Raw genomic sequence first — 26,298 nt, 5'->3', positions numbered from 1 at the left:
GGCAACGTGCAGCTAACAGGGAAAACGAGCGGGCATACGCCCGCTCAATCACGCTTCGGATCAGGCTTTGTAGACCACTTGGCGCACGTCGATGTAGCTGGCTCTAAAGCCGGCTTCGCAATAGTGGAGATAAAATTCCCAAAGCTTCTTGAAGCGGTCGTCGAAGCCGAGCGGGACGATCTTTTCCCACGACGCCCAGAAGCGGTTGCGCCATTCGGCAAGCGTGCGGGCATAGTCGTCCGGAAAGACGCGCTCGCGCAGATGGGCAAGGCCATGGTCGCTGCCCAGCGTCTTCAGGATCGACGGCGTCGGCAGCATGCCGCCTGGGAAGACATAGCGCTGGATGAAATCCGGCCTCGCCCGATAGGTGTCGTAGGCGGCCTCGTTGATGGTGATGATCTGCAGGCCGGCGGTGCCGCCGGGCCTCAAGCACGCCTTCATCTTGCCGAAAAATACCGGCCAATATTTTTCGCCGACCGCCTCGAACATCTCGATCGAGGCGATGCGGTCGTAAGTGCCCGTTTCGTCTCGGTAATCCTGCAGCTTGATGTCGACCTTGTCAGACAGTCCCGCCTTCTGGATGCGCGCCTTGGCGAAATCGTGCTGTTCGCGGCTGATGGTCAGGCCGGTGACGCGGCAGCCGATCTCGCGCGCGGCAAATTCGGCAAAACCGCCCCAGCCGCAGCCGATCTCGAGCACATGGTCCTTCTTGCCGATGCCGGTATCCTTGGCCAGCGCGCGGTATTTGGCGGCCTGAGCGCTTTCCAGGTCGTTGGCGCCGGTCGCATAGAGCGCCGACGAATAGGTCATGCTGGGATCGAGCCATTGCTTGTAGAAGGCGTTGCCGAGATCGTAATGCGCCGAGATGTTGCGCTTCGAGCCGGTGCGGGTGTTTTCGTTGAACCAGTGGCGGATGCGCTGGACCGTGTTGATGAGCCAGTTGGCGCCGCCGGCAATGCGTTCCCCAACGGCCGAGTTGACGACGAACAGTTCGAGGAAGCTGGTTACATCAGGGCTTTCCCAGTCGCCGTCCATGTAGGATTCGGCAACGCCGATGGTGCCGCCGGAAAAGGCACGGCCGGGCAGGCGCCAGTTCTTCAACACCAGCTCGGCATCCGGCCCGGGTCCGTTGCCGCCGACAAGCACCGCCCGGCCATCCGGCATCCTCACCTTCAGCGAACCGCGCGGCAATTTCATCGCCGCCGACAGCACCATGCGCGCCTTGGCCGGCAGGCCCTTGACGATCTCGGCGAAATTGAGTTCGTCCAGCCTGATGGCGTCGCCGATGCCTTTGTATTCCCTGACAGCCATCTCACACCCCCCTGGACTTCCGCGGGGGCGGCGCAAGATCTGCCGGCCTCCACATCCTCCACTTTCATTCGCCAGGCGCGAACGCCGTAGCCTGCTTAAATTTTCGCCACAATCTTCCACCGCATCGACCGGAACTTCAAGAGGCAAGCCGTGTCCGGCACTGGCCCAGGTGGCGTGCCTGGGGCCAGAATCGGTGAGGGCGAGCGACCGCCGGTGAAATCGCTATGGTTAGGAACAGCCACATACGTTAGTTTCAGCCATGCGTTACGTCATCGTCATCACCGCCATCGCCTTTTTCCTGATCTGGGATGGCCTCTATAATCAGGGCCGCTATCTCGACACGACGGTCAGGGAAATGTCGCGCGTCGTGCGCTACGTCACCGGCAAAGCCTAGCTTTTGCGCCTCTGCAAAGTCGCCTGCCGGCATTGCCGGGCGCGACATCGTGGCGGTTGACGCGACGGTCCCGCTCACACAAAACATGCCGCAAATCGAACGTGGAGGCAGGTGTGATCCGGCATATCGTTTTCTTCAGCGCGCGGCGCAAGGACGATGTCGAGGCCGTGCGCACGGGCTTGCTCGCGCTGGGCAAGATCCCGCATTCAAGCCTCTTCGAGGTGACGCTCAACACCAAGGTCGATCCGCTGTCGGATGCGATCGACGTGGTCGTCTATGCCGAGTTCGAGGATGATGCCGCGCTTGCCGCCTACAAGGCGCACCCGCTCTATGCCGAGACGACCAGTCGGGTCAAACCATTGCGCGAATTGCGCTATTCGGCCGATGTCGTGGCGATGGCCTGATCGGGCTGGCAAGAGGCCTTGAACCGATTTCCGGAATGATGCACACCGCGCCGGCATGACCAGCACGATCCATCCGCTTGACCATCTTGTGTTGCCGACGGCGAGCCTCGCCGTGGCGCGGGCGCGGCTGACATCGCTTGGCTTCATCGTCGCACCAACCGGCATCCACCCTTTCGGCACCGAAAATTGCTGCGTCTTCTTCGCTGACGGCACCTACCTCGAACCGCTGGCGGTCGGGAATGAACAGGCTGCAGACGAGGCATTTGCCGGTGGCAATGTCTTTGTCGCGCGCGACCGGCTCTATCGCGCCAGGCTGGGCGATGAGGGCTTTTCCGCCGTGGTGCTGGCCACCGACGATGCCGATGCGGACCATGCGCGCTTTATCAAAGCCGGCCTGTCGGCGGGAGACGTACTGAGCTTTTCCCGCGCCTTCACCGACACGGCCGGAAAGAGCGACATGGCCTCGTTCAAACTGGCTTTCGCCGCCGGCGCCGAGACGATGGACGCCTTTCTGTTCGCTTGCGAGCGGATCAACGCCCCTCAAATCGACCGTACGGCACTGCAGGCCCATGCCAACGGCGTGACCGGCATTGCCGAAATCGTCGCGGTCAGCGGCGTGCCATCCGAAAAGCGCCACCTGATCGAGACAGCGACGGGTTCGAGGCAGAGGAGCAGCACGGCGTTCGACCTGGCGAACGCGCGTTTGAGCGTTCTCAAGCCCGCGGCTTTCGCTGAGCGCTTCGGCATGTCGGCTGGCGCGCCGACGGACCTTCGCTTCGCCGCGATCGTCTTTTCGGCCCGCAGTGTCGGCGCTGTCGCGAGGCTGCTTGCAGACAACGCCGTCGGGCACGATATAGCGGGCAACGAAATCGTCGTGCAGCCGGCATCCGGACAGGGCGCGGCTTTCATCTTCCGGGAGACCCCATGAGCAAGCCGCAAGGGCCCAATTCGCTGGCGCCGAATTCGTCAGTAACCGTCGGCAACGTCGTCTTCGACAACAGCGGGCCCTTGGCGTTGATCGCCGGCCCGTGCCAGTTCGAATCGCGCCAGCACGCTTTCGACATGGCCGGCGCGCTGAAGGAACTGACCGGCAAGCTCGGCATCGGCCTCGTCTACAAGACCAGCTACGACAAGGCCAACCGCACCTCGCTGTCGGCAACGCGCGGCGCCGGCATGGACGCGGCGCTTCCGGTGTTCGACGAGTTGCGCAAGGCGTTTTCGCTTCCCATTCTGACCGATGTCCACACCGAGGAGCAGTGCGCGATCGTCGCACACCATGTCGATGTGCTGCAGATTCCGGCCTTCCTGTCGCGCCAGACCGACATGCTGGTCGCCGCCGCCAAGACCGGCAAGGTGATCAACGTCAAGAAGGGGCAATTCCTGGCGCCTTGGGACATGAAGAACGTGGTGGCCAAGATCACCGGTTCGGGCAACCTCAATGTGCTGACCACCGAGCGCGGCGCGTCTTTCGGCTACAACACGCTGGTGTCGGACATGCGGGCTTTGCCTGTGATGGCCGAGATCGGCGCGCCGGTGATTTTCGACGCCACCCATTCGGTGCAGCAGCCGGGCGGGCAGGGCGGTTCCTCCGGTGGTGAGCGCCGCTTTGTCGAGACGCTGGCGCGGGCTGCCGTTGCCGTCGGCGTCGCCGGCGTGTTCATAGAGACCCACCAGGATCCCGACAATTCGACCTCCTCCGACGGGCCCAACATGCTGCCGCTGAAGGACATGCCGGCGCTGCTCGAAAGACTGATGGCATTCGACCGCATCGCCAAGAATGCTGCTGACCTGAACCGAGGCTGATGGTTTCGGCTATGGCGCGCGCGCTGCCCTGCTTGTGGAAGGCATAAGCCGGCTGTAGGCTCGCTCCTGCAAATGAGCGTCTTGGCAGGAGGAAGCCATGTCCGTCGCCCGCGTCACCGAAATCACGTCGTCGTCGAAAAAGAGCTTTCAGGACGCCATCGAGAAGGGGATTGAGCGCGCATCCAAAACCCTGAAGAACGTCGAAGGCGCTTGGATCCAGGACCAGAAGATCGTCGTCGAGGACGGCAGGATCGCGGCGTATCGCGTCAACATGAAGGTGACGTTCATCCTCGCGGAGTAACCGCCCGCTCGAAAAAACGGGAACTTTCGCCCGCGCACCTCATTGTCAAAGTATAGATCAATGACATGAGGAGCATCAGCCATGACCACCCAAACAGGCCACACCGAAGCAATCGCCGCTTCGCGCGTCATCGGCACGTCGGTCTACAACACCGAGGGCACGAGCATCGGCAGCATCGAGGACATCATGCTCGACAAGACGTCGAACGGCATCATGTTCGCGGTGATCGGGTTCGGTGGATTTCTCGGCATTGGCGAGAAGTATCACGCCATTCCGTGGGCGAGCCTCGACTATGACGAGGACAAGGGCGGCTATGTCGTGCCGTTCTCGAAGGAGCAGCTGAAGGCAGCACCCGCCTATTCGATCAATGAACTGGCCGGCGCCGATGGCGAGGCCGCACGTGATGCTTCCTATGATTACTACAAGGTCACGCCGTATTGGCATTGATCAGCTGCGCTGACGCCTGACGTGAAAAGGCCCCCGAATTCCGAAACGGGGGCCTTTTCAGTGCAACCCGACAGTTTCTAAATTATTCTGCTGCATGAAGCGTAGACAGCTGCGTCGCCGCCCTGGGCGGCTGCTGCGTATCGCAGGACGTCAGGAACGCCGCCGCGATCAGGAACAAACTCACGATACCGCTCAACTCGGACATGGCGAAACTCCTCCTGTTTCGCCCCGCGCATCACAATCCTAGTCGACACAGAGATTGTTATCTCTGAATTATGATGACGTGGTGTTGTCGAACGTGATCCGAGGCATGCTCAGCCGAGGAGTCCGGCATTCTTCACCGCCTTGAAAATCTTTTCGTGCCAGGCGATCCGATCCGCTTCGCCATTGGCCGGCGTGGTTGAATTGGCGTTGCCGACGTTGATCGCGCGCGAGATCTTTTTGATCAGGCCGGAATCAGCAAAGGCATTGCAGCCTGAGCCTTTCCATTCGGCGCAAGCTGCGAGCAGCGAAATCTGCGGATCCTCGATCAGTTCAGGATGATTGGCGAGGTCGACCTTGGCGAGCTTGCCCTTGGCCGTGTACGCGTCGCGTCCGGTGGTCTGGAAAGTACCGCCGCCGCGGAAATTAAAGCCGTCCAACGTTCCTTTCACATTGCCCATGCGGTCGCCATAGGCCCAGTCGCCCAGGGCTTGCGGCTTGCGCAGCAGGTTGTCCTCGATCCACTGATCGGTCTTGCCCGCGGCTCGCGACCTCCATGCTTTCCGGATTGCCGCCACGGTCGTGTAGGACAGGGATTCGCGAATGAGGGTGAAGCCACCGGTTTCCATCGCCGCTTGAGCGAAGAAATGCATCAGCCGATCATAGTTGTTGCACACGCCATGATCGCCAAGTGTCTTGAGGCCTTTGTCGGAGGTAAAGGCGCCGATGTAACCGTCATAGATTGTTCGCTTGGAACCGCTTGCCGGTCTCGGCGCGAATTTCTGGAAGACCGCTGCTGGCAAACCCTTGTTCGGATCGCCCGCAACGGCTTCGAGCACGCTCTCGACACTCTCGGTCGAGAGCACCGGTTCGCCTTCGACGACCACCGAAGCATTGGGAATTCGCTTGCCGTTGCTTTTCGGGAAGCCACCGCCGGCAAAGGTTTTCAGGTCGTCGATGAGGGCGATTACGCGTGTCCGGCTCTCCGTGAAATCCATGTCGGAAAGCGGACCGCTCACCTTCTTCGTCGGATTGATGCACCCGACGCTGGACAGGAAATTGACGCCCGGATGGATCAGGATTTCGGTGCGCTTGTTGGTCTTCAGCAGTTCGAGTCCAGGTTTGGGTGGCGTCTTGCCGCCAGTGTAGCCGATGGTCACATATTTGCCTCCGGCCTGCGTCGCCAGTGGATAGGTGCCGGGCTCGATGCGCCTGCCATTGTCTTCTTTGGAATTGTCGCCTGGGCCGCGAGATTCACACACGAACCCCGATAGACCCGTTACTGCCGTGCCGTTGTGAAAGACTTTATAGGTACCAACTGTCCTGCGTCTGGTGCCCCTCGTATGCTCGACTTGGCGACTAATAAGAAGTTCCCAGCCAGTACCTGAAATCGCTGCCATTGCCGCCTCCCCAAAGAGTTCAAGTTTGTTGATTTCACTGTGGTCGCCAAATAGTTCGCGTTGTAGATGTGACCCTAACATCTTCGAATTCTCTGCATTGTGAAGTTTGTCACGTTGGCGGTAGCCTCTTTTGAAGCATCGGGTGGAGTTTGTGTGCCGCCTGGTTTCGTGACAAAGGCATTGCCGCAGGGGCGGGGCACCCACCCCATGCCGCGCCAGACATATGACGTCAGGGCGGGCTGTTTGCGTTCAGATGGCGTCGCCCATGCCCCACGGCCTGAGCGCATGGGGCGACTGTCACCATTATTTCATGCCATTCCTGATTGCCTTTTGCGGCACTTTGGCTAAGAGGGGCGCGACGCTTTCAATCGATCAATCGGGGACATCGCAATGACCGCCATCATCGACATTGTCGGGCGTGAAATCCTGGACAGCCGTGGAAATCCGACCGTCGAGGTCGACGTCGTCCTCGAAGACGGCTCGATGGGCCGCGCCGCGGTGCCGTCGGGCGCGTCGACCGGCGCGCATGAGGCCGTCGAACTGCGCGACGGTGGCGCCCGCTATCTCGGCAAGGGCGTGCTCAAGGCGGTCGAGGCCGTCAATGGCGAGCTGTTCGAGGCGATCGGCGGCATGGAAGCCGAAAACCAGATCCACATCGACCAGACCATGATCGAGCTCGACGGCACGCCCAACAAGAGCCGGCTCGGCGCCAACGCCATTCTCGGCGTTTCGCTGGCGGTCGCCAAGGCAGCAGCGGAAGCCGCCGGCCTGCCACTCTACCGCTATGTCGGCGGCACCAAGGCGCATTTGCTGCCGGTGCCCATGATGAACATCATCAACGGCGGCGCGCATGCCGACAATCCGATCGATTTCCAGGAATTCATGATCCTGCCGGTCGGCGCGCCGACGCTGCGCGAAGGCGTGCGCTGGGGCTCCGAAATCTTCCACACGCTGCGCAAGAAGCTGAAGGATGCCGGCCACAACACCAATGTCGGCGACGAAGGCGGCTTCGCGCCCAATCTGAAGAGTGCGCCGGTGGCGCTCGATTTCATTATGGAATCGATCGAGAAGGCCGGCTTCAAGCCGGGCGAGGAGATCGCGCTCGGTCTCGACTGTGCGGCGACCGAATTCTTCAAGGACGGCAATTACGTCTATGAGGGCGAGAAGAAGACCCGCGATCCGAAGGCGCAGGCCAAGTACCTGGCCAAGCTCGCCGCCGACTATCCGATCATCTCGATCGAGGACGGCCTGGCCGAGGACGACTGGGAGGGCTGGAAGTACCTGACCGATTTGATCGGCAACAAGACGCAGCTGGTTGGCGACGACCTCTTCGTCACCAACACGGCGCGGCTGCGCGACGGCATCCGCATGGGTGTCGCCAATTCGATCCTGGTCAAGGTCAACCAGATCGGCTCGCTTACCGAAACGCTCGACGCTGTCGAGACCGCGCATAAGGCAGGCTACACCGCAGTCATGTCGCACCGTTCGGGCGAAACCGAGGATTCGACCATCGCCGACCTCGCCGTCGCCACCAATTGCGGGCAGATCAAGACCGGTTCGCTGTCGCGCTCGGATCGCATGGCCAAGTACAACCAGCTGATCCGCATCGAGGAAGAGCTCGGCAAGCAGGCGCGCTACGCTGGCAAGTCGGTGGTCAAAGCCTAAATTCTGCCGAACTGGCGAAAACGATGGAAGGGCGGGATTTTCCCGCCCTTTTTCGTTGCGGCCGCGGGCTAATGCACCTGTCCGTAACCGTCCATTAAGCACAATCGAGCGACAAATGGCGGTCAAAGGATTGCGACCATGTGGACACGCCAGCACAAGCAGAGAAACACCGGCCGGCTGATCATCCCGTCGCTTTGCGTGGCGTTCCTGGCCTATTTCGGCTTCCATGCCTATCATGGCGAGTTCGGCATCAATTCCAAATATCAGCTCGAAGCGCAGACCATCGAATTGCAGGCCAAGTACGATGCCATCAAGGCGCGCCGGGTCGATCTGGAGCGGCGCGTCCAGCTGATGCATGAGGGCACGCTTGAAAAGGATATGCTCGACGAGCAGGCACGCCGGGCGCTCAATCTGTCCCAGCCCGATGAAATCACCATCATGCTGCCGGCCAATTCGAAATAACCTAATTTCTGTTAATCGCTTTTATTTCCAATGATTCTAGGCATTTAGATGCATGCCAGCCATGCGTTTTTCTGCATGGCGAAACGCGGTCTCGCATGTTAGCTTCCTTCCAATCGGTGGGGAGGAGCTGATCCTCCCCGGAGCAGACATGGTCTGCTTTAGTGTCCGCAAAGAGACGCCAACAGGGAGTGATGCATGGCCACCGCCGCCAAAAAAGCGCCTGCCAAATCCGTTAAATCGACATCCGCCAAATCAACCGGGCTTTCCGCCCCCAAGCCGGCCGACTTCACCAAGGACGAGGAGCTTGCCGCCTACCGGCACATGCTGCTTATCCGCCGCTTCGAGGAAAAGGCCGGCCAGCTCTACGGCATGGGCTTTATCGGCGGCTTCTGCCACCTCTATATCGGCCAGGAAGCGGTCGTCACCGGCATGAAGATGTCGCTGATCAACGGCGACCAGATGATCACCGCCTATCGCGACCATGGCCACATGCTGGCGATGGAACTGTCCCCGCGCGGCGTCATGGCAGAGCTGACCGGACGCCGTGGTGGCCTGTCGAGGGGCAAGGGCGGCTCCATGCACATGTTCTCCAAGGAGAAGCATTTTTACGGCGGCCACGGCATTGTCGGCGCGCAGGTTTCGCTCGGCACCGGGCTGGCCTTCGCCAACCGCTACCGCGACAACAACAATGTCTCGCTGACCTATTTCGGCGATGGCGCAGCCAACCAGGGCCAGGTCTATGAAAGCTTCAACATGGCCTCGCTGTGGAAGCTGCCGGTGATCTACATCATCGAGAACAACCGCTATGCCATGGGCACCTCGGTGTCGCGCTCGTCGGCCGAAACCAATTTTTCGCATCGCGGCGCCTCGTTCAAGATTCCCGGCATTCAGGTCGACGGCATGGATGTGCGTGCGGTCAAATCCGCCGGCGATCAGGCGACCGAATGGTGCCGTGCCGGCAACGGTCCGATCATCCTCGAGATGCAGACCTATCGCTATCGCGGTCACTCGATGTCGGATCCCGCGAAATACCGCTCCAAGGAAGAAGTGCAGAAGATGCGCTCGGATCATGATCCGATCGAGCAGGTCAAGGCGCGGCTGACGGCCAAGAAGTGGGCGACCGAGGACGAGCTCAAGAACATTGACAAGGAAGTCCGCGACATCGTCGCCGACGCTGCCGAATTTGCCCAGCACGACGCAGAGCCGGATCCGTCCGAGCTCTGGACCGACATCGTATTGTAACGGGAGGGCAAGGACATGCCGATCGAAATTCTCATGCCCGCTCTCTCGCCGACCATGGAAGAGGGCAATCTTTCCAAGTGGTTGAAGAACGAGGGCGACAAGGTCGTCGCCGGTGATGTCATCGCCGAGATCGAAACCGACAAGGCGACGATGGAAGTCGAGGCCGTCGATGAAGGCACGATCGGCAAGATCGTGGTTCCCGCCGGCACCGAAGGCGTCAAGGTCAATGCGGTGATCGCCGTGTTGCTGCAGGACGGCGAAAGTGCAGGCGATGTCGAAAAGAGCGGCCAGCCTGCCTCAACCCAGGATGCCGTTTCCGCTGGCGGTCAGCGGACCGATGCAGCCGAGGAAGGCTCAAAGGCGGCTCCCCAGGATGCCGGCGAGGCTCCGAAGGCAGTTCCCGCCGCTCCGGCAGCCAAACCTGCCGCCGATTCGGATATTCCCGCCGGCACCGAGATGATCTCGACTACGGTGCGCGAGGCCTTGCGCGATGCCATGGCCGAGGAAATGCGCCGCGACGGCGATGTCTTCGTCATGGGCGAGGAGGTCGCGGAATACCAGGGCGCCTACAAGATCACGCAAGGGCTGCTGCAGGAATTCGGGCCGCGCCGCGTCGTCGACACGCCGATCACCGAGCACGGCTTTGCCGGCGTCGGCGTCGGTGCGGCGATGGCCGGCCTGAAGCCGATCGTCGAGTTCATGACCTTCAACTTCGCCATGCAGGCGATCGACCAGATCATCAACTCCGCGGCCAAGACGCTCTATATGTCGGGCGGCCAGATGGGCGCACCGATCGTGTTCCGCGGACCGAACGGTGCGGCCGCCCGCGTCGGCGCCCAGCATTCGCAGTGCTATGCCGCCTGGTACAGCCATATTCCCGGCCTGAAGGTGGTGATGCCGTACACGGCTGCCGACGCCAAGGGCCTGCTCAAGGCGGCGATCCGCGATCCGAACCCGGTCATCTTCCTTGAAAACGAAATCCTCTACGGCCAGTCCTTCGACGTGCCGAAGCTCGATGATTTCGTGCTGCCGATCGGCAAGGCGCGCATTCACAAGCAGGGCAAGGACGTCACCATCGTCTCGTTCGGCATCGGCATGACCTATGCCATCAAGGCGGAAGCCGAACTGCGCGGCATGGGCATCGATGCCGAGATCATCGATCTCCGGACCATCCGCCCGCTCGACCTCGACACCGTCATTGCCTCCGTAAAGAAGACCAACCGCCTGATCGTGGTGGAAGAAGGTTTCCCGCAAAGCTCGGTCGGCGACCACATCGCCAATCAGGTGTCGCAGCGCGCCTTCGATTTCCTCGACGCGCCGGTCATCACCATCGCCGGCAAGGACGTGCCGATGCCCTATGCGGCGAACCTCGAAAAGCTGGCCTTGCCCAATGTCGGCGAGGTCATCGAGGCGGTCAAAGCCGTCACGTATCGCTGAGCCGGTCGGGAGGACATCATGCCAATCAACATCACCATGCCGGCGCTGTCGCCCACGATGGAAGAGGGCAATCTTTCCAAGTGGCTGGTCAAGGAGGGCGACAAGGTTTCGCCGGGCGACGTGATCGCCGAGATCGAGACCGACAAGGCGACGATGGAAGTCGAGGCCGTCGATGAGGGCACGGTCGCCAAGCTGGTCGTTCCGGCCGGCACCGAAGGCGTCAAGGTCAATGCGCTGATCGCCATTCTCGCCGGCGAAGGCGAGGATGCAGGTGCAGCGGCAAAGGGCGGCGGCGATGCCGCGCCCGCGAAAGCCGATGCCAAGCAGGATAAGGCGTCAATCTCCCCACCCGTGGGGGAGATGTCGACGAAGTCGACAGAGGGGGGCGCTGCCCCGCCGACCTCTCAGTCTGTCGCGCACCCCTCTGGCCTGCCGGCCATCTCCCCCACAAAGGGGGAGATCAGCCAATCGTCAGGCGAGCGCACCTTCGCCTCGCCGCTGGCTCGGCGCATCGCCAAGGACGCCGGCGTCGATGTGTCCGCCGTAACCGGCACCGGCCCGCATGGCCGTGTCGTCAAGGCCGATGTCGAGGCGGCGATTGCCGGCAGTGGCGCCAAGGCTGCACCGGCCGCGAAAGCCGCACCTGCCGGCGCTCCGGCACCTGCGGCTCCGGCTGCGGCACCCAAGGCGATGTCGGACGAACAGGTGCTGAAGCTGTTTGCCGAAGGGTCCTATGAGCTCGTCCCGCACGACAATATGCGCAAGACCATTGCGCGCCGCCTGGTCGAGGCCAAGACAACCATCCCGCATTTCTACCTGACGCTCGACTGCGAGCTCGATGCGCTGCTGGCGCTGCGCACACAGATCAATGCGGCTGCTCCGACGAAGAAGACCGACAAGGGCGAGGCTCCCGTCTACAAACTCTCGGTCAACGACATGGTGATCAAGGCGATGGCGATGGCGCTGATGGCGGTGCCGGATGCCAATGCATCGTGGACCGAAAGGGCCATGGTCAAGCACAAGCACGCCGATGTCGGCGTTGCCGTGTCAATCCCCGGCGGCCTGATCACGCCGATCATCCGCCACGCCGACGAAAAGACGCTGTCCACTATCTCCAACGAGATGAAGGATCTGGCGAGCCGTGCCCGCAGCCGCAAGCTGAAGCCTGAGGAATATCAAGGCGGCACGACGGCGGTTTCCAATCTCGGCATGTTCGGCATCAAGGACTTTGCCGCCGTCATCAACCCGCCGCATGCGACGATCCTGGCGGTGGGTGCCGGCGAGCAGCGGCCGGTGGTCAAGAACGGCGAGATCAAAATCGCCAATATCATGTCGGTGACGCTGTCGACCGATCACCGCGCCGTCGACGGTGCGCTCGGCGCCGAACTTCTGGTCGCCTTCAAGCGCATGATCGAAAACCCGATGGGCATGCTGGTCTAGGAAGGAAAAAGGCTGTGCGGAAATTCGTCACCAGCCTTTTCGCCCTGATCCTTTCCGGCCTGGCCGGCGGGCTGGTGGCGCTGTGGCTGGCAATCGTCACCAATGCGAATTCCGAATACATCCTGGTCTTCATGGTTTCGGCGCTGGTCACCATCGTTGCGACGGTGGCGTTTTTCATCGCGCAGTTCGTGCCAAACCCGCAAAGGGCGATAAACCTGACGGGGCTTGTTGGGGTTTCGTTGTTCGTGCTGGCCGGAATCGGGCTGATTGCCTGGACCTTCTCGCAGCCGCCGGGCAAAGCCCAGTGGTCGGGCGATCTCCCCGTTGTCGCCGGTCTGATTTTGCCAAGCATCGCCACGGTTATCGTGCAGTGGCTGTTCGTTGGATGGCGCGTGCGGCGCGGGCTTAAGGCGGGTGCATGAAGACGATCCTCTGCTATGGCGATTCCCTGACCTGGGGCTACGACGCCGCGAACCTCGGCCGCCATGCTCTCGGGGACCGCTGGCCGAGCGTGCTCAAGGCGGCGCTGGGCGACGATGATATCGAAATCATTGCCGAAGGTCTGAACGGCCGCACCACCGCTTTCGACGATCACCTGGCCGGTGCGGACCGCAACGGCGCCAGGGTGCTGCCGACAATCCTGACCAGCCATGCGCCGCTCGACCTGATCATCATCATGCTCGGCGCCAACGACATGAAGCCCTGGATCCACGGCAATCCGGTCGCGGCCAAGCAAGGCGTGCAGCGGCTGATCGACATCGTACGCGGCCACGATTATCCGTTCGACTGGGCCGCGCCGCAAATCCTGATCGTTGCGCCACCCGCGGTCAGCCGCACCGACAATGCCGAATTCAAGGAAATGTTTGCCGGCGGCGACGAGGCCTCGAAGCGGCTGGCGCCGCAATATTCCGCGCTCGCCGACGAGGCCGGCTGCGGCTTTTTCGATGCCGGCACGGTGGCTTCGACCACACCGATCGACGGGGTCCATCTCGATGCCGAAAACACGCGAAATATTGGCCAGGGGCTGGTGCCGCTGGTGCGTGTGATGCTGGAACTCTAGAGAAAAATCAGGGAGAAACCCCGTGGCAGAATCCTACGACGTCATAATCATCGGCTCGGGCCCCGGCGGCTATGTCACGGCGGTGCGCTCCGCCCAGCTCGGCTTCAAGACTGCCATCGTCGAGCGCGAGCACCTCGGCGGCATCTGCCTCAACTGGGGCTGCATCCCGACCAAGGCGCTGCTGCGCTCGGCCGAGATCATGCACTATTCCGATCATCTGAAGGACTACGGCCTGAAGCTCGAAGGCGGCAAGGTCAGCGCCGACACGGCCGCTGTCGTCGACCGCTCGCGCAAAGTGTCGTTGAGGCTCAATGGCGGCGTCGCCTTCCTGATGAAGAAGAACAAGGTCGACGTCATCTGGGGCGAGGCCAAGCTCTCCAAGGCGGGTGAAATCGTCGTCTCCAAGACGGCCAAGAAACCGATGGAGCCGCAGCCGCCGGTGCCCAAGGGCGTCAAGGGCGAGGGCACCTATACCGCCAAGCACATCATTCTGGCCACCGGCGCCCGGCCGCGCGCGCTGCCCGGCATCGAGCCGGACGGCAAACTGATCTGGACCTATTTCGAGGCGATGGTGCCGAAGGAGATGCCGAAATCGCTGCTGGTCATGGGTTCGGGCGCCATTGGCATCGAGTTCGCCTCCTTCTACCGCACCATGGGCGCCGAGGTGACGGTGGTCGAGCTTTTGCCGGCGGTGATGCCGGTCGAGGATGCCGAGGTCTCGAAATTCGCGCAGAAGCAGTTCGAGAAGCAGGGCATGAAAATCATCCTCGAGGCCAAGGTGACCAAGGTCGAGAAGGGTGCCAACTCGATCACCGCCCATGTCGAGATGAAGGACGGCAAGGTCGAGAAGATCACCGCCGACCGCATGATCTCGGCCGTCGGCGTGCAGGGCAACATCGAGAATCTCGGCCTCGAGACGCTCGGCGTGAAGACCGATCGCGGCTGCGTCGTCATTGACGGCTATGGCAAGACCAACGTGCCCGGCATCTACGCCATCGGCGATGTCGCCGGACCGCCTATGCTGGCTCACAAGGCCGAGCATGAAGGCGTGGTGTGTATCGAAAAGATCGCCAATTTCCCCGGCGTGCATGCGACAGACAAGCTGAAGATCCCGGGCTGCACCTATTGCAACCCGCAGGTCGCCTCGGTCGGGCTCACCGAAGCCAAGGCGAAGGCCGAAGGCAAGGACATCCGCGTCGGCCGTTTCCAGTTCGGCGCCAACGGCAAGGCGATCGCGCTTGGCGAGGACCAAGGCTTCATCAAGACCATCTTCGATAAGAAGACCGGCCAGCTGCTCGGCGCGCATATGGTCGGCGCCGAGGTGACGGAGCTGATCCAGGGCTTTGTCGTGGCGATGAACCTGGAGACCACCGAGGAAGAACTGATGCACACCATCTTCCCGCATCCGACGCTGTCGGAGATGATGAAGGAAAGCGTGCTCGATGCCTATGGCCGTGCGCTCAACGCGTGATAAATTGGTGCCGCGAGACTCAGACGCATGCGCCGGAGGAACCTTACGGCAAGACAGTTCGTTTCCGGATGCATTTTCACCTGACACTGGAGGAGTTGGCATATGGACGTGAATGGCGTGGGCTGGATTGCGGCCATCATCATCGGCGGTTTGGCCGGGTGGCTGGCCGAGATGGTCATGAAGAGCAATACCGGCGTCTTGATGAACATCATTATGGGCATTGTCGGCGCGGTGGTGCTGAACGCAATTCTCAGGGCGCTCAACATCGAACCCTTCGGTGTCGGCTGGCTCGCCTACCTGATCACCGGCTTCATCGGCGCCTGCCTGCTGATCTTTGCCGGGCGGCTGATACGCCGATAAAACGGCTCGCCGTTTTATCTCGTTCTTCTGACGCAATTCCGGACGGAAAACCGTGTCACACTTTTCCTGGAATTGCTCTGGATCGCCGCTATGCGAAAAAGGCTGTGGCGGCATGCGCCGCCGCAGCCTTTTTCTTTGCACCGAAAAGTCCTAGATGACGCCAGAAGGGCGAATGCCGACGGGCAGACGCCAACAAGTCAGGTTTGAGATGGTCACTGTTCTCGACACGATCGCCAACGCGCCGCGCCTGCGGCACCCCGAGAAGGCACACAAGCCTGATCAGGACGTGCTGCGCAAACCCGACTGGATCCGCGTCAAGGCGCCGATGTCGAAGGGCTATGCCGAAACCCGCGAGATCGTGAAGTCGCACAAGCTGGTCACCGTGTGCGAAGAGGCCGGCTGCCCCAATATCGGCGAGTGCTGGGAAAAGAAGCACGCCACCTTCATGATCATGGGCGAGATCTGCACGCGCGCTTGCGCCTTCTGCAATGTCGCCACCGGCATTCCCACCGCGCTCGATGCCGATGAGCCGGCGCGTGTCGCGCATGCCGTCAAGCAGATGGGGCTGACCCATGTCGTCATCACCTCGGTCGACCGCGACGATCTCGCCGATGGCGGCGCGCAGCATTTCGCCGAGGTTATCCGGGCGATCCGAGCAGCGACGCCCTTGACCACGATCGAAATCCTGACGCCCGATTTCCTGCGCAAGGAGGGCGCGCTGGAGATCGTCGTGGCGGCCAAGCCCGATGTCTTCAACCACAATCTCGAAACCGTGCCGTCGAACTACCTGACGGTGCGGCCGGGTGCTCGCTATTTCCACTCGATCCGGCTGTTGCAGCGGGTCAAGGAGCTCGACCCGTCGATCTTCACGAAGTCCGGCATCATGGTCGGCCTCGGCGAAGAGCGCAACGAGATCCTGCAACTGATGGACGACCTGCGCTCGGCCAATGTCGACTTCATGACCATTGGCCAGTATCTGCAGCCGTCGAAGAAACACCACCCGGTGATCCGCTTCGTCACGCCGGAGGAGTTCAACTCCTTCGCGACGATCGGCAAGACCAAGGGTTTCCTGCTGGTGGCGTCGAGCCCGCTGACGCGCTCCTCGCATCATGCCGGTGACGATTTCGCCAGGCTGCGGGCGGCGCGTGAGGCGCAGCTCAAAAAAGCCAGTTAAATCCTGCTTCAATGCCGAAATTCGAAGCCACACGCCGCGTTGCCCACACGCCGGAGCAGATGTTTGCGCTGGTCGCCGATATCGAGACCTATCCTGAATTTCTGCCGCTGTGCGAGGCGCTGACGGTGCGCTCTCGCAAGGAGCGTGATCGCCGCACCATTCTCCTCGCCGATATGAGCATCGGCTACAAGGCGATCCGCGAGACCTTTACGACGCAGGTGCTGCTGAAGCCGGACGAGAACACAATCGACGTCAAATACATCGATGGGCCGTTCAAATATCTCAGCAATATCTGGCGCTTCGAGCCGGCCGACGGCGGCGGCTGCAACGTTCGCTTCTTCATCGACTACGAGTTCAAGAGCCGTATCCTCGGCGTGTTGATGGGCACCATGTTCGATCGCGCCTTCCGCATGTTTTCCGAAGCCTTCGAAAAACGTGCGGACGTCATCTACGGAACGACGCCCATCTCATGAGTGTCGCCGAGCGCGCGCAGGCCGATCTCCAGCGCATGCTTGACGGTCTCACGGCGGATGAAGTCGCGGCCATTGTCGGCAAACATATTGAGCTCGGCAGCCACCGGCCCACCTCTTAGGGCAACTCCGAACCAGACGAGGCCGACCGGTTTTTCCGGCGAACCGCCGCCTGGGCCGGCAATGCCTGTGACGGCAAGCGCCAGCCCGGCGCGCGAGCGCGCCAGAGCGCCCTCCGCCATCTCCAGAACCGTTTCGCGCGAGACGGCGCCATGCGCCTCGAGTGTGGCGGGCGAGACGCCGAGCATCTCCATCTTTGCTTCATCGGAATAGGTGATGAGGCCGCGATCGACGACAGCGGACGAGCCGGCAATGTCGGTCAGTGCCGAGATGATCATGCCGCCGGTGCAGCTCTCGGCCGTCGCCAGCATGATGCCGCGTTGCTGGCAGACCTGGAGCAGGGCATTGGCGAGATCGCTGTTGTTCATGCGGGAACCTCCCCGGGGAAGACGACACTGGCGGTGGCAATGGCGGCGATGCCTTCCTCGCGGCCGACAAAGCCGAGCTTTTCGTTGGTCGTCGCCTTGATCGAGATGCGATCGCTGGAAATGCCCAGCATTGCCGACAACGCGTTGGTCATCGCCTCGCGATGCGGGCCGACGCGCGGCGCCTCGCAGATCAGCGTGATATCGGCATTGGCGATGCGCCCGCCGCGTTCGCGCACCAACCTGGCCGCATGCTCGACGAAAATCTTTGACGCCGCGCCCTTCCATTGCGGATCGGAAGGCGGGAAATGCGTGCCGATGTCGCCGGCGCCGCAAGTGGCGAGCAACGCATCGGTCAGCGCGTGCAGGCCGACATCGGCATCCGAATGGCCGGAAAGCTTCTTGCCGTGCGGAATGGCGACGCCGCACAGAGTGACATGGTCGCCGGCCTCGAAAGCGTGCACGTCATAGCCATTGCCGGTGCGAATGTCTGGAAAACGCTCACCAGTAAGCCGTTGATCCGCCATCGCGATATCCCTTGCCCAGGTCAGTTTGACATTGTCCGGCGACCCCTCGACGATTTTCACCGGAATATGCGCCCATTCCGCAATCGCGGCATCGTCGGTGAAATCCGTCTTGCCGAGATGATGGGCCTTTTCGTGCGCGGCGAGCAACGGCCAGAACGGAAAGCCTTGCGGTGTCTGCGCGGCATGAAGGCCGGCCCTTGGCACCGTCTCCTCGATCATGCCGGTCGCCGACTCGCGCTTCAGCGTATCGGCGACAGGCAAAGCGGGCAGCGCGCCCTGGCGCTCGCCAATGGCCGCGATGGTACGGTCGATCAGGGCCGCGTCGACAAACGGCCGCACCGCGTCATGGACAAGGACACGGCCGGGCGTACGATCCCTCAGCGCCAGCAGGCCGAGCCGGACCGAGGCCTGGCGCGACTCGCCACCGACCACGGCGGTAACCCGCTCGGCATACAGGCCGGCTGCCTTGTCAAAAAGCGCGCGGTCATCGGCATGGATGGCGACGACGACGGGACCAATTTCGGGATGCGCCAGGAACGTCTCCAGCGTGCGCGCGATGACGGCACGGCCACCGACGCGCTGATATTGCTTCGGCCCGTCGGCCTGTCCGGCGCGCGCGCCGCGGCCGGCTGCAACGATGACCACGCCGACCTTGTCGGTCGTCGCCTCGGCCGGTTTTTCGCTTGCGTCTGTCATGCCGAGAGGCTTAGTCGCGGCTTATGGCGAAGGCCAGCATTTTCCCAAATGCGTCGCGATGTGACGTCATTGCGCGTTGCACAATGCCTTTCTTATGGCTAGAGAATGTGCAGCAATCCGATATGCTTGGTTTTTGTGCATGCCTGAAGTGACAAAATTGGCTTCGCCGCTCGACATTGGCGGCGTGACGATCCGCAACCGCGTCTTCCTCGCGCCCATGTCGGGAATAACGGACGAGCCGTTCCGGCAGCGCGCCTACGCGCATGGCGCGGGCCTGGTCGTGTCGGAAATGGTGGCGAGCGGCGAGCTTGCCAAGGGCAGGGTCGGATGCGACCTGCGCATCCGTCATTCCGGGCTGCCCGTCCATATGGTTCAGCTTGCCGGCCGCGAGGCCGAGCACATGGCCGAGGGCGCGCGCATCGCTGCCGGCGAGGGCGCCGACATCATCGACATCAATATGGGCTGCCCGGCCAAGAAGGTGACCGGCGGCTATGCCGGCTCGGCGCTGATGCGCGATCTCGACCATGCGCTGTCGCTGATCGAAGCGGTGATCGGCGCGGTCCAGGTGCCGGTCACGGTCAAGATGCGGCTCGGCTGGGACGACAATGCGCTCAATGCACCCGTTTTGGCGCGCCGCGCCGAAGAGGCCGGTGTTAAAATGGTGACCGTGCATGGGCGCACGCGCTGCCAGTTTTATCAAGGCAAGGCCGATTGGGGCGCCATCGCCCGCATCAAGGACGCCGTCTCGATCCCGGTGGTCGCCAACGGCGATGTGGGCTCGCCCGCGGAGGCCGCCGAAATCCTTGAACAGTCGGGCGCCGACGCGGTGATGATCGGCCGCGCGCATTATGGCGCGCCATGGACGGCGGGCCACATCGCGGCAACGGCTGCGGGCGAAAGCCCGCAAGCCATGGCGGACTACATCGTTTCCCACTACGAAGACATGCTGACGCTTTACGGCGTCGAAAGCGGCTTGCGCCAGGCGCGCAAGCATCTCGGCTGGTATCTCGACCGCCACTCTGCTGGCGTTTCCGATGAGCGGCGGAAAGCCATCCTCATCTCTTTCGAACCCGCCCGCGTCATTGCCTTGCTGCATGAGGTGTTTTCCGGCGAAGCCACGCCCTTGCGGAGCGCCGCATGAACGCCACCGTCACACCGAGCTCCGACATGGCGGATGCCGCCAGTATCGTGCTGAACACCATCCGCCGTCCGGTCATCATGGTCGATCCGGACGGGTTCATCACCTACGCCAATGCCGATGCGGAAGACTTCTTCCGTTCAAGTGCCAACATGCTTGCCCGCAACACACTGTCCAAGCTGATCCCGTTCGGCAGCCCGTTGCTGCAGCTGGTCGATCAGGTGCGCGAGCGCCGTGCGCCGGTCAACGAATACCGTGTCGACGTGTCGTCGCCGCGTCTCGGCATCGAGAAGGTCGTCGATCTCTATGTCGCGCCGGTGCCGGAATTCCCAGGCTCGATCGTGGTGATGTTCCAGGAACGCTCGATGGCCGACAAGATCGACCGGCAGATGACACACAGGGGTGCCGCGCGTTCGGTCACCGGCCTTGCCGCCATGCTGGCGCATGAGATCAAGAACCCGCTGTCCGGCATTCGTGGCGCCGCACAGCTGCTCGAACTCTCGGCGTCCGACGAGGATCGCGCGCTGACCCGCCTCATCACTGACGAGACTGATCGCATAGTCTCCCTGGTCGACCGCATGGAGGTGTTTTCCGACGAGCGGCCGATTGACCGCTATCCCGTCAACATCCATGTCGTGCTGGACCATGTGAAGGCAATCGCGAAGAACGGTTTTGCCAAGAGAATCAGGATAATGGAGGACTATGATCCATCATTGCCTCCGGTTTTCGCCAACCGCGACCAACTGATCCAGGTGTTCCTCAACCTGGTCAAGAACGCCGCCGAGGCCATCGGCGGCGACCCACAGGGGGAGATCGTGCTGTCGACCGCGTTCAGGCCGGGCATCCGCGTGTCCGTTCCCGGAACCCAGGACCGCGTGTCGCTGCCGCTTGAATTCTGCGTGCGCGACAATGGTTCGGGCGTTTCGGAAGACATTCTGCCGATCCTGTTCGATCCGTTCATCACCACCAAGCCGAACGGGTCGGGGCTCGGCCTGGCGCTCGTGGCGAAAATCGTCGGCGAGCATGGCGGCATCATCGAATGCGATTCGACGCCGCGCGGCACCACCTTCCGAATCCTGATGCCGGCCTGGAAAGAAACACCCATCGACACTGCCGATGATGAAGGCGAAGGAGACCGCAAATGACGGTTCGCGGCAATATTCTCGTCGCCGACGACGATGCGGCCATCCGCACCGTGCTCAATCAGGCGCTGTCGCGCGTCGGCCATGAGGTGCGCGTGACCTCCAACGCCTCGACGCTGTGGCGCTGGGTGGCGGCGGGCGAGGGCGATCTGGTGATCACCGACGTTGTCATGCCGGACGAGAACGCCTTCGACATGCTGCCGCGCATCAAGAAGGCGCGGCCCGAGCTGCCGGTCATCGTGATGAGCGCGCAAAACACTTTCATGACGGCGATTCGTGCTTCCGAAACAGGTGCTTACGAGTATCTGCCGAAGCCGTTCGACCTGACCGAACTGCTCAACATCGTCAACCGGGCGCTGTCAGAGCCGCGCCGACCGAAGATCGATACGCGACCGGAAGAACAGCCTGACGCGATGCCGCTGGTCGGCCGGTCGGCCGCCATGCAGGACATCTACCGCATGCTGGCGCGCATGATGCAGACCGACCTGACGGTGATGATCTCGGGCGAGTCCGGCACCGGCAAGGAATTGGTGGCGCGCGCGTTGCACGAATATGGCCGTCGCCGCGGCGGTCCGTTCGTCGCCATCAACATGGCGGCGATCCCGCGCGATTTGATCGAATCGGAGCTGTTCGGCCACGAGAAGGGCGCCTTCACCGGCGCACAGAACCGCTCGACCGGCCGCTTCGAGCAGGCCGAGGGCGGCACGCTGTTCCTCGACGAGATCGGCGACATGCCGATGGAGGCGCAGACGCGGCTGCTGCGCGTGCTGCAGCAGGGCGAATACACAACGGTCGGCGGGCGCACCCCGATCAAGACCGATGTGCGCATCGTCGCCGCCACCAACAAGGATCTGCGCACGCTGATCAACCAGGGGCTTTTCCGCGAGGATCTGTTCTATCGCCTGAATGTCGTGCCGCTTCGGCTGCCGGGTTTGCGTGAGAGATCGGAAGACATTCCCGATCTGGTGCGGCATTTCTTCAAGATCGGCGCCAGCGAAGGCTTGCAGACCAAGCGCATCTCGACCGGCGGCATCGAATTGATGAAGCGCTATCCGTGGCCGGGAAACGTGCGCGAGTTGGAAAACCTGGTGCGCCGGCTTGCGGCGCTCTATTCGCAGGACGAAATATCAGCCGAGATCATTGAAGCCGAGCTGAAGACAGGCGAAAGACCGGTCGTTCCCGGCGGCGGCAATTTGATCCCGGACGATCTATCCATCGGCCAGGCGGTGGAGCACTTCCTGCAGCGCTATTTTGCCTCTTTCGCCGGTGAGTTGCCGCCGGCAGGTCTCTATCAGCGCATCTTGTCCGAGGTCGAATATCCGCTGGTGCTCGCTTCCATGACGGCAACGCGCGGCAACCAGATCAAGGCGGCCGAATTGCTCGGCTTGAATCGCAACACGCTGCGCAAGAAGATTCGCGAGCTGGGCGTCAACGTCTACAAATCGTCGAGATCATGAGCGCCTGGCGCCCGAAGTGACGCGAGGTCGTCCCCTTTTCAGGGGATCGGCGGCCGAAAGATTTCCGTCACGGCCACACTTGTTGCATAATCGCCACAATGCGTTGCATACATCCGACGCAATCACTGGCTCTTAGACGGCGACATGGCTTCGCAAGCTCTGACATCAAACGAACCGCTTTTCAGCAGACCCGGCCAGAGGGATGGACGGCGGCTGCTTGCGTTGCCCGGCGTTGTGGCAATTGCCGGCGCGCTGGTTACGGCGGCAATCTCGTTTGCGATTCTTGTCGGCGCCACGCCGATCACGCCAGACGCAAACACAACGCTGACGCTGATTGCGGCCAATGCCTTATTTGTGCTGGCGCTGATTGCCCTCGTCGGCCGCGAGGTGCATCGCATCACCATGGCGCGCCGGCACGGCAAGGCGGCGTCGCGGCTGCATGTGCGCATCGTGACGATGTTTGCGCTGGTCGCGGCCATCCCCGCCATCATGGTGGCCATCATCGCCTCGATCACGCTCGATATCGGCCTCGACCGCTGGTTCGAGATCCGCACCAAGGCGATCGTCAACTCGTCGCTGTCGATCGCCGACGCCTATGTGCAGGAAAACGCTCGCAATCTTCAGGGCACGACGCTGTCGATGGCCTACGATCTCGATGCGTCGCGCACGCTTTACGGCCTCGATCGAACCGGCTTTCTCGACCTGATGAACAAGGAAGCCGTCGGCAGAAGCCTGGTGCATGCGGCGCTGGTCAGGGAGGACGGCTCCTTTGTCGTGAGTGCCCAGACCGATGCGGACTTCGCCATGCCGGCACCGCCTGAGGGCGCGGTGGCAAGTGCGGCCGACGGCAAGCCGGTGCTGATCGAGCCGAAGACGCGCAACATCATGGGCGCCATCATCAAGCTGCGGGAGATCGAAGGCCTCTACCTCTACACCAATCGCCTGGTCGACCCCGAAGTGATCAAGGCGAGGGCGATCGTCCAGTCCAACACCGCCGAATATCGCGGCCTGGAAGACAACAGGCGGACGTCGCAGGTGGCGTTCGCGCTGCCCTATCTGTCGCTGACGCTGATCATCATCCTGTCGGCCATCTGGACCGGCATAGCGGTGGCCGACCGTCTGGTGCGGCCCATCCGTCAGCTCATCGGCGCGGCTGACGAGGTTGCGACCGGCAATCTCGATGTCGCCGTTCCGGTACGGCCTTCCGACGGCGATGTCGCCTCGCTTGGCGATACGTTCAACAAGATGCTGCTGGAGCTTAAATCGCAGCGCAACGAGATCCTGTCGGCCAAGGATTTGATCGACGAACGGCGTCGTTTCTCGGAAGCGGTGCTGGCCGGCGTCACCGCCGGCGTCATCGGCGTCGATCCCTACGGCATCGTCTCCATCGTCAACAAATCGGCCGAAACGATGCTGGCCATATCGGCCACGGCGGCGCTGGGGCAGAACCTGTCCGCCGTGCTGCCGCATGTCGGCCGTGTCTTCGAGATCGGCCGCAAATCCGGCAAGCCGGTCTATCGCGAGCAGGTCACCTTCTATCGCACCGGCGCCGAGCGTACCTTCAACGTGCAGATCACCATCGAGGCCGGCGACGACGGCGAGGAGGAGAAATCCTACGTCGTGACGGTCGACGACATCACCGATCTGGTCCAGGCACAGCGCTCGTCTGCCTGGGCGGATGTGGCGCGGCGTATCGCACATGAAATCAAGAACCCGCTGACGCCGATCCAGCTCTCGGCCGAGCGCATCAGGCGACGCTTCGGCAAGGTCATCACCGAGGACCGCGAGATTTTCGACCAGTGCACCGACACGATCATCCGGCAGGTCGAGGATATCGGCCGCATGGTCGACGAGTTCTCGGCTTTCGCCCGCATGCCCAAGCCCGAGATGAAAGCCATCGATCTGCGTGAATCGCTGCGCGAGGCGTCGTTCCTGGTCGAAGTCAGTCGCGCCGACATTGCTTTCGAACGCGTGTTCGGCAACGAGCCGCTCAAGGGCACGTTCGATAGCCGATTGATGGCGCAGGCTTTCGGCAACGTCATCAAGAACGCGGCCGAGGCGATTGACGGGCTGGAACAAAAGGACGGTTCGCACGGCATAATCCGGATTCAAGCTGCCCGGCAGAATGGCGCCATACGAATCGACGTCATCGACAATGGCAAAGGGCTGCCGCGCGAGAATCGCCAAAGGCTGCTCGAGCCCTATATGACGACGCGCGAGAAGGGCACCGGGCTTGGTCTCGCCATCGTCAAGAAGATCGTGGAGGACCATGGCGGGCGGCTTGAATTGCACGATGCGCCTGCGGACTTCCACGGTGGACGCGGCGCGATGATCTCGATCATCCTGCCGCCAGCTGCCGCAACCGCGCCGCCACGCGGTCAAGGCGAAACGGAACACGAACGAGAAACTGAAAAGGTCGGTAATGGCGTCTGATATTCTCATCGTCGATGACGAGGAAGACATCCGTGAACTCGTCGCGGGCATATTGAGCGACGAAGGGCATGAAACCCGCACGGCATTCGATGCCGACAGCGCGCTCGCGGCAATCGCCGACCGGGCGCCGCGGCTGATTTTCCTCGACATCTGGTTGCAGGGCTCGCGCCTCGACGGGCTGGCGCTGCTCGACGAGATCAAGACGATGCATCCGAGCCTGCCGGTGGTGATGATCTCCGGCCACGGCAATATCGAGACAGCGGTGTCGGCCATCCGCCGCGGCGCCTATGATTTCATCGAGAAGCCGTTCAAGGCCGACAGGCTGATCCTGATCGCCGAGCGGGCGCTCGAAACCTCGAAATTACGGCGCGAGGTGTCCGACCTCAAGCAGCGCAGCGGCGAAACCTTCGACTTGATCGGCATGTCGTCGGCGATGAGCCAGCTGCGCCAGACCATCGAGCGCGTTGCGCCGACCAACAGCCGCGTCATGATCATCGGTCCGTCCGGTTCGGGCAAGGAGCTCGCCGCGCGCGCCATCCACACGCTGTCGACGCGCAAGGGCGCGCCGTTCGTGACGCTGAGCGCGGCCAACATCACGCCCGAGCGCATGGAGATCGAGCTGTTCGGCACCGAATCGAACGGCACCGAGCGCAAGGTCGGCGCGCTTGAAGAGGCGCACCGCGGCATTCTCTACATCGACGAAGTGGCCGACATGCCGCGCGAGACGCAGAACAAGATTTTGCGCGTGCTGGTCGAACAGCAGTTCGAGCGGGTCGGCGGCACCAAGCGGGTCAAGGTCGACGTCCGCATCATCTCCTCGACCTCGCAGAACCTGGAGGCGATGATCGCCGACGGCCGTTTTCGCGAAGACCTCTATCACCGCCTGGCGGTGGTTCCGGTCATGGTGCCGGGACTGGCCGAGCGACGCGAGGACATTCCCTACCTCGTCGACAATTTCATGAAGCAGATCGCTCGCCAGGCCGGTATCAAGCCGCGCCGCATCGGCGACGATGCGCTTGCCGTGCTGCAGGCGCACAACTGGCCGGGCAATGTCCGCCAGCTGCGCAACAATGTCGAACGGCTGATGATCCTGGCGCGTGGCGACGATATCGATGCGCCGATCACCGCCGACCTGTTGCCGTCGGAGATCGGCGATGTCATGCCGCGCACGCCGAACCAGTCCGACCAGCACATCATGGCGCTGCCGCTGCGCGAGGCGCGCGAACAGTTCGAGAAGGACTATCTGATCGCCCAGATCAACCGTTTCGGCGGCAACATCTCGAAGACGGCCGAATTCATTGGCATGGAGCGCTCGGCTCTGCACCGGAAACTGAAGTCGCTGGGGGTCTGACCCCCGTTGTTGTTGGTCCAGCGGGCT

General features: G+C 62.2%; 27 protein-coding genes. 22 read left to right on the top strand and 5 right to left on the bottom strand.

The genetic code is table 11. The features are described 5' to 3' along the window. Positions 1 to 60 precede the first annotated feature (60 nt). Positions 61 to 1,311 (bottom strand): SAM-dependent methyltransferase, encoded by a 1,251-nt coding sequence (locus tag NKI96_RS15390; protein ID WP_023668904.1) that lies wholly within the window; start codon positions 1,309 to 1,311, stop codon positions 61 to 63. Positions 1,312 to 1,570: 259 nt separating this feature from the next. On the opposite strand from NKI96_RS15390, the gene NKI96_RS15385 reads away from it, so the two are divergent. The 6 genes from NKI96_RS15385 (at position 1,571) to NKI96_RS15360 (ending at position 4,660) form a co-directional block, all read left to right on the top strand. Then, positions 1,571 to 1,705, top strand: a complete 135-nt coding sequence (locus NKI96_RS15385) for a hypothetical protein (RefSeq protein WP_023668905.1) — start codon at positions 1,571 to 1,573, stop codon at positions 1,703 to 1,705. A gap of 113 nt (positions 1,706 to 1,818) precedes the next feature. Further along, positions 1,819 to 2,109: a Dabb family protein gene (locus NKI96_RS15380; RefSeq protein WP_023682566.1), complete on the top strand. Its 291-nt coding sequence runs from the start codon at positions 1,819 to 1,821 to the stop codon at positions 2,107 to 2,109. Positions 2,110 to 2,164: 55 nt separating this feature from the next. After that, on the top strand, positions 2,165 to 3,037 hold the full coding sequence (locus NKI96_RS15375; RefSeq protein ID WP_023714175.1) for a VOC family protein: 873 nt from the start codon (positions 2,165 to 2,167) through the stop codon (positions 3,035 to 3,037). Continuing rightward, positions 3,034 to 3,912, top strand: a complete 879-nt coding sequence (gene kdsA, locus NKI96_RS15370) for a 3-deoxy-8-phosphooctulonate synthase (protein WP_031196594.1) — start codon at positions 3,034 to 3,036, stop codon at positions 3,910 to 3,912. The genes NKI96_RS15375 and kdsA overlap by 4 nt, the downstream gene beginning before the upstream one ends. A gap of 97 nt (positions 3,913 to 4,009) precedes the next feature. Further along, complete coding sequence (locus NKI96_RS15365) at positions 4,010 to 4,213, top strand: dodecin family protein (protein ID WP_023668908.1); 204 nt, start codon at positions 4,010 to 4,012, stop codon at positions 4,211 to 4,213. 81 nt (positions 4,214 to 4,294) lie between these two features. Then, entirely contained in the window at positions 4,295 to 4,660 is a 366-nt protein-coding gene (locus NKI96_RS15360; protein ID WP_023668909.1) for a PRC-barrel domain-containing protein, read from the top strand. 82 nt (positions 4,661 to 4,742) lie between these two features. On the opposite strand, the gene NKI96_RS15355 is transcribed toward NKI96_RS15360, so the two are convergent. Together NKI96_RS15355 and NKI96_RS15350 are read right to left on the bottom strand one after the other, a co-directional pair. Continuing rightward, a complete protein-coding gene (locus tag NKI96_RS15355; protein WP_023682563.1) occupies positions 4,743 to 4,865 on the bottom strand; it encodes a hypothetical protein in 123 nt (40 codons plus the stop codon). A gap of 109 nt (positions 4,866 to 4,974) precedes the next feature. After that, positions 4,975 to 6,342: a glycoside hydrolase family 19 protein gene (locus NKI96_RS15350; protein WP_352805063.1), complete on the bottom strand. Its 1,368-nt coding sequence runs from the start codon at positions 6,340 to 6,342 to the stop codon at positions 4,975 to 4,977. A 309-nt stretch (positions 6,343 to 6,651) separates the two neighbouring features. On the opposite strand from NKI96_RS15350, the gene eno reads away from it, so the two are divergent. From eno to NKI96_RS15295, 11 genes are all read left to right on the top strand, one after another. Beyond that, entirely contained in the window at positions 6,652 to 7,926 is a 1,275-nt protein-coding gene (eno, locus tag NKI96_RS15345; protein WP_023682561.1) for a phosphopyruvate hydratase, read from the top strand. A gap of 138 nt (positions 7,927 to 8,064) precedes the next feature. Next, a complete protein-coding gene (locus tag NKI96_RS15340) occupies positions 8,065 to 8,388 on the top strand; it encodes an FtsB family cell division protein (RefSeq protein ID WP_023688447.1) in 324 nt (107 codons plus the stop codon). Positions 8,389 to 8,583: 195 nt separating this feature from the next. Then, the gene (pdhA, locus tag NKI96_RS15335) at positions 8,584 to 9,630 is read left to right on the top strand and encodes a pyruvate dehydrogenase (acetyl-transferring) E1 component subunit alpha (protein ID WP_023682559.1); all 1,047 of its coding nucleotides are present in this window, start codon (positions 8,584 to 8,586) and stop codon (positions 9,628 to 9,630) included. Positions 9,631 to 9,645: 15 nt separating this feature from the next. Further along, entirely contained in the window at positions 9,646 to 11,067 is a 1,422-nt protein-coding gene (locus NKI96_RS15330; RefSeq protein ID WP_352805061.1) for a pyruvate dehydrogenase complex E1 component subunit beta, read from the top strand. A gap of 18 nt (positions 11,068 to 11,085) precedes the next feature. Continuing rightward, positions 11,086 to 12,507, top strand: a complete 1,422-nt coding sequence (locus tag NKI96_RS15325; RefSeq protein ID WP_352805058.1) for a pyruvate dehydrogenase complex dihydrolipoamide acetyltransferase — start codon at positions 11,086 to 11,088, stop codon at positions 12,505 to 12,507. A gap of 14 nt (positions 12,508 to 12,521) precedes the next feature. Next, positions 12,522 to 12,929: a hypothetical protein gene (locus NKI96_RS15320; protein ID WP_352805057.1), complete on the top strand. Its 408-nt coding sequence runs from the start codon at positions 12,522 to 12,524 to the stop codon at positions 12,927 to 12,929. Beyond that, the gene (locus NKI96_RS15315) at positions 12,926 to 13,567 is read left to right on the top strand and encodes an SGNH/GDSL hydrolase family protein (protein ID WP_352805054.1); all 642 of its coding nucleotides are present in this window, start codon (positions 12,926 to 12,928) and stop codon (positions 13,565 to 13,567) included. Before NKI96_RS15320 ends, NKI96_RS15315 begins: the two co-directional genes overlap by 4 nt. A 22-nt stretch (positions 13,568 to 13,589) precedes the next feature. Next, positions 13,590 to 15,038 carry a dihydrolipoyl dehydrogenase gene (gene lpdA, locus NKI96_RS15310; RefSeq protein ID WP_352805051.1) on the top strand — a complete coding sequence of 483 codons (1,449 nt, stop codon included), beginning with the start codon at positions 13,590 to 13,592 and terminating at the stop codon, positions 15,036 to 15,038. Positions 15,039 to 15,140: 102 nt separating this feature from the next. Continuing rightward, positions 15,141 to 15,398 carry a GlsB/YeaQ/YmgE family stress response membrane protein gene (locus NKI96_RS15305; RefSeq protein ID WP_023668920.1) on the top strand — a complete coding sequence of 86 codons (258 nt, stop codon included), beginning with the start codon at positions 15,141 to 15,143 and terminating at the stop codon, positions 15,396 to 15,398. A gap of 208 nt (positions 15,399 to 15,606) precedes the next feature. Beyond that, complete coding sequence (gene lipA, locus NKI96_RS15300; protein ID WP_023688453.1) at positions 15,607 to 16,572, top strand: lipoyl synthase; 966 nt, start codon at positions 15,607 to 15,609, stop codon at positions 16,570 to 16,572. An 11-nt stretch (positions 16,573 to 16,583) separates the two neighbouring features. Continuing rightward, positions 16,584 to 17,045, top strand: coding sequence for a type II toxin-antitoxin system RatA family toxin (locus NKI96_RS15295; protein ID WP_023736661.1), 462 nt, complete (start codon positions 16,584 to 16,586; stop codon positions 17,043 to 17,045). Here the strand turns inward: NKI96_RS15295 and NKI96_RS15290 are convergent. Both NKI96_RS15290 and NKI96_RS15285 read right to left on the bottom strand, forming a co-directional pair. Further along, positions 17,021 to 17,530: a CinA family protein gene (locus NKI96_RS15290; RefSeq protein WP_023696095.1), complete on the bottom strand. Its 510-nt coding sequence runs from the start codon at positions 17,528 to 17,530 to the stop codon at positions 17,021 to 17,023. The genes NKI96_RS15295 and NKI96_RS15290 overlap by 25 nt on opposite strands. Next, positions 17,527 to 18,750, bottom strand: coding sequence for a bifunctional 2-C-methyl-D-erythritol 4-phosphate cytidylyltransferase/2-C-methyl-D-erythritol 2,4-cyclodiphosphate synthase (locus tag NKI96_RS15285; protein ID WP_352805049.1), 1,224 nt, complete (start codon positions 18,748 to 18,750; stop codon positions 17,527 to 17,529). The genes NKI96_RS15290 and NKI96_RS15285 overlap by 4 nt, the downstream gene beginning before the upstream one ends. A 139-nt stretch (positions 18,751 to 18,889) precedes the next feature. On the opposite strand from NKI96_RS15285, the gene dusB reads away from it, so the two are divergent. The 5 genes from dusB (at position 18,890) to ntrX (ending at position 26,271) form a co-directional block, all read left to right on the top strand. Then, positions 18,890 to 19,891, top strand: a complete 1,002-nt coding sequence (gene dusB, locus NKI96_RS15280) for a tRNA dihydrouridine synthase DusB (protein WP_352805047.1) — start codon at positions 18,890 to 18,892, stop codon at positions 19,889 to 19,891. Next, positions 19,888 to 21,033, top strand: a complete 1,146-nt coding sequence (locus tag NKI96_RS15275; RefSeq protein WP_023668926.1) for a two-component system sensor histidine kinase NtrB — start codon at positions 19,888 to 19,890, stop codon at positions 21,031 to 21,033. The genes dusB and NKI96_RS15275 overlap by 4 nt, the downstream gene beginning before the upstream one ends. Beyond that, a complete protein-coding gene (ntrC, locus tag NKI96_RS15270; protein ID WP_023710528.1) occupies positions 21,030 to 22,487 on the top strand; it encodes a nitrogen regulation protein NR(I) in 1,458 nt (485 codons plus the stop codon). Before NKI96_RS15275 ends, ntrC begins: the two co-directional genes overlap by 4 nt. Before the next feature lie 144 nt (positions 22,488 to 22,631). Beyond that, entirely contained in the window at positions 22,632 to 24,920 is a 2,289-nt protein-coding gene (locus NKI96_RS15265; RefSeq protein WP_352805044.1) for a sensor histidine kinase NtrY-like, read from the top strand. Continuing rightward, positions 24,910 to 26,271 carry a nitrogen assimilation response regulator NtrX gene (gene ntrX, locus NKI96_RS15260; RefSeq protein WP_023668929.1) on the top strand — a complete coding sequence of 454 codons (1,362 nt, stop codon included), beginning with the start codon at positions 24,910 to 24,912 and terminating at the stop codon, positions 26,269 to 26,271. Before NKI96_RS15265 ends, ntrX begins: the two co-directional genes overlap by 11 nt. The last annotated feature ends 27 nt before the right edge of the window (positions 26,272 to 26,298 follow it).

Source organism: Mesorhizobium sp. M0292 (assembly GCF_040321695.1).
Lineage (GTDB): Bacteria > Pseudomonadota > Alphaproteobacteria > Rhizobiales > Rhizobiaceae > Mesorhizobium.
The sequence above is the reverse complement of the archived record's forward strand: the minus strand, read 5'-3'. Positions and strand labels throughout refer to the sequence as shown.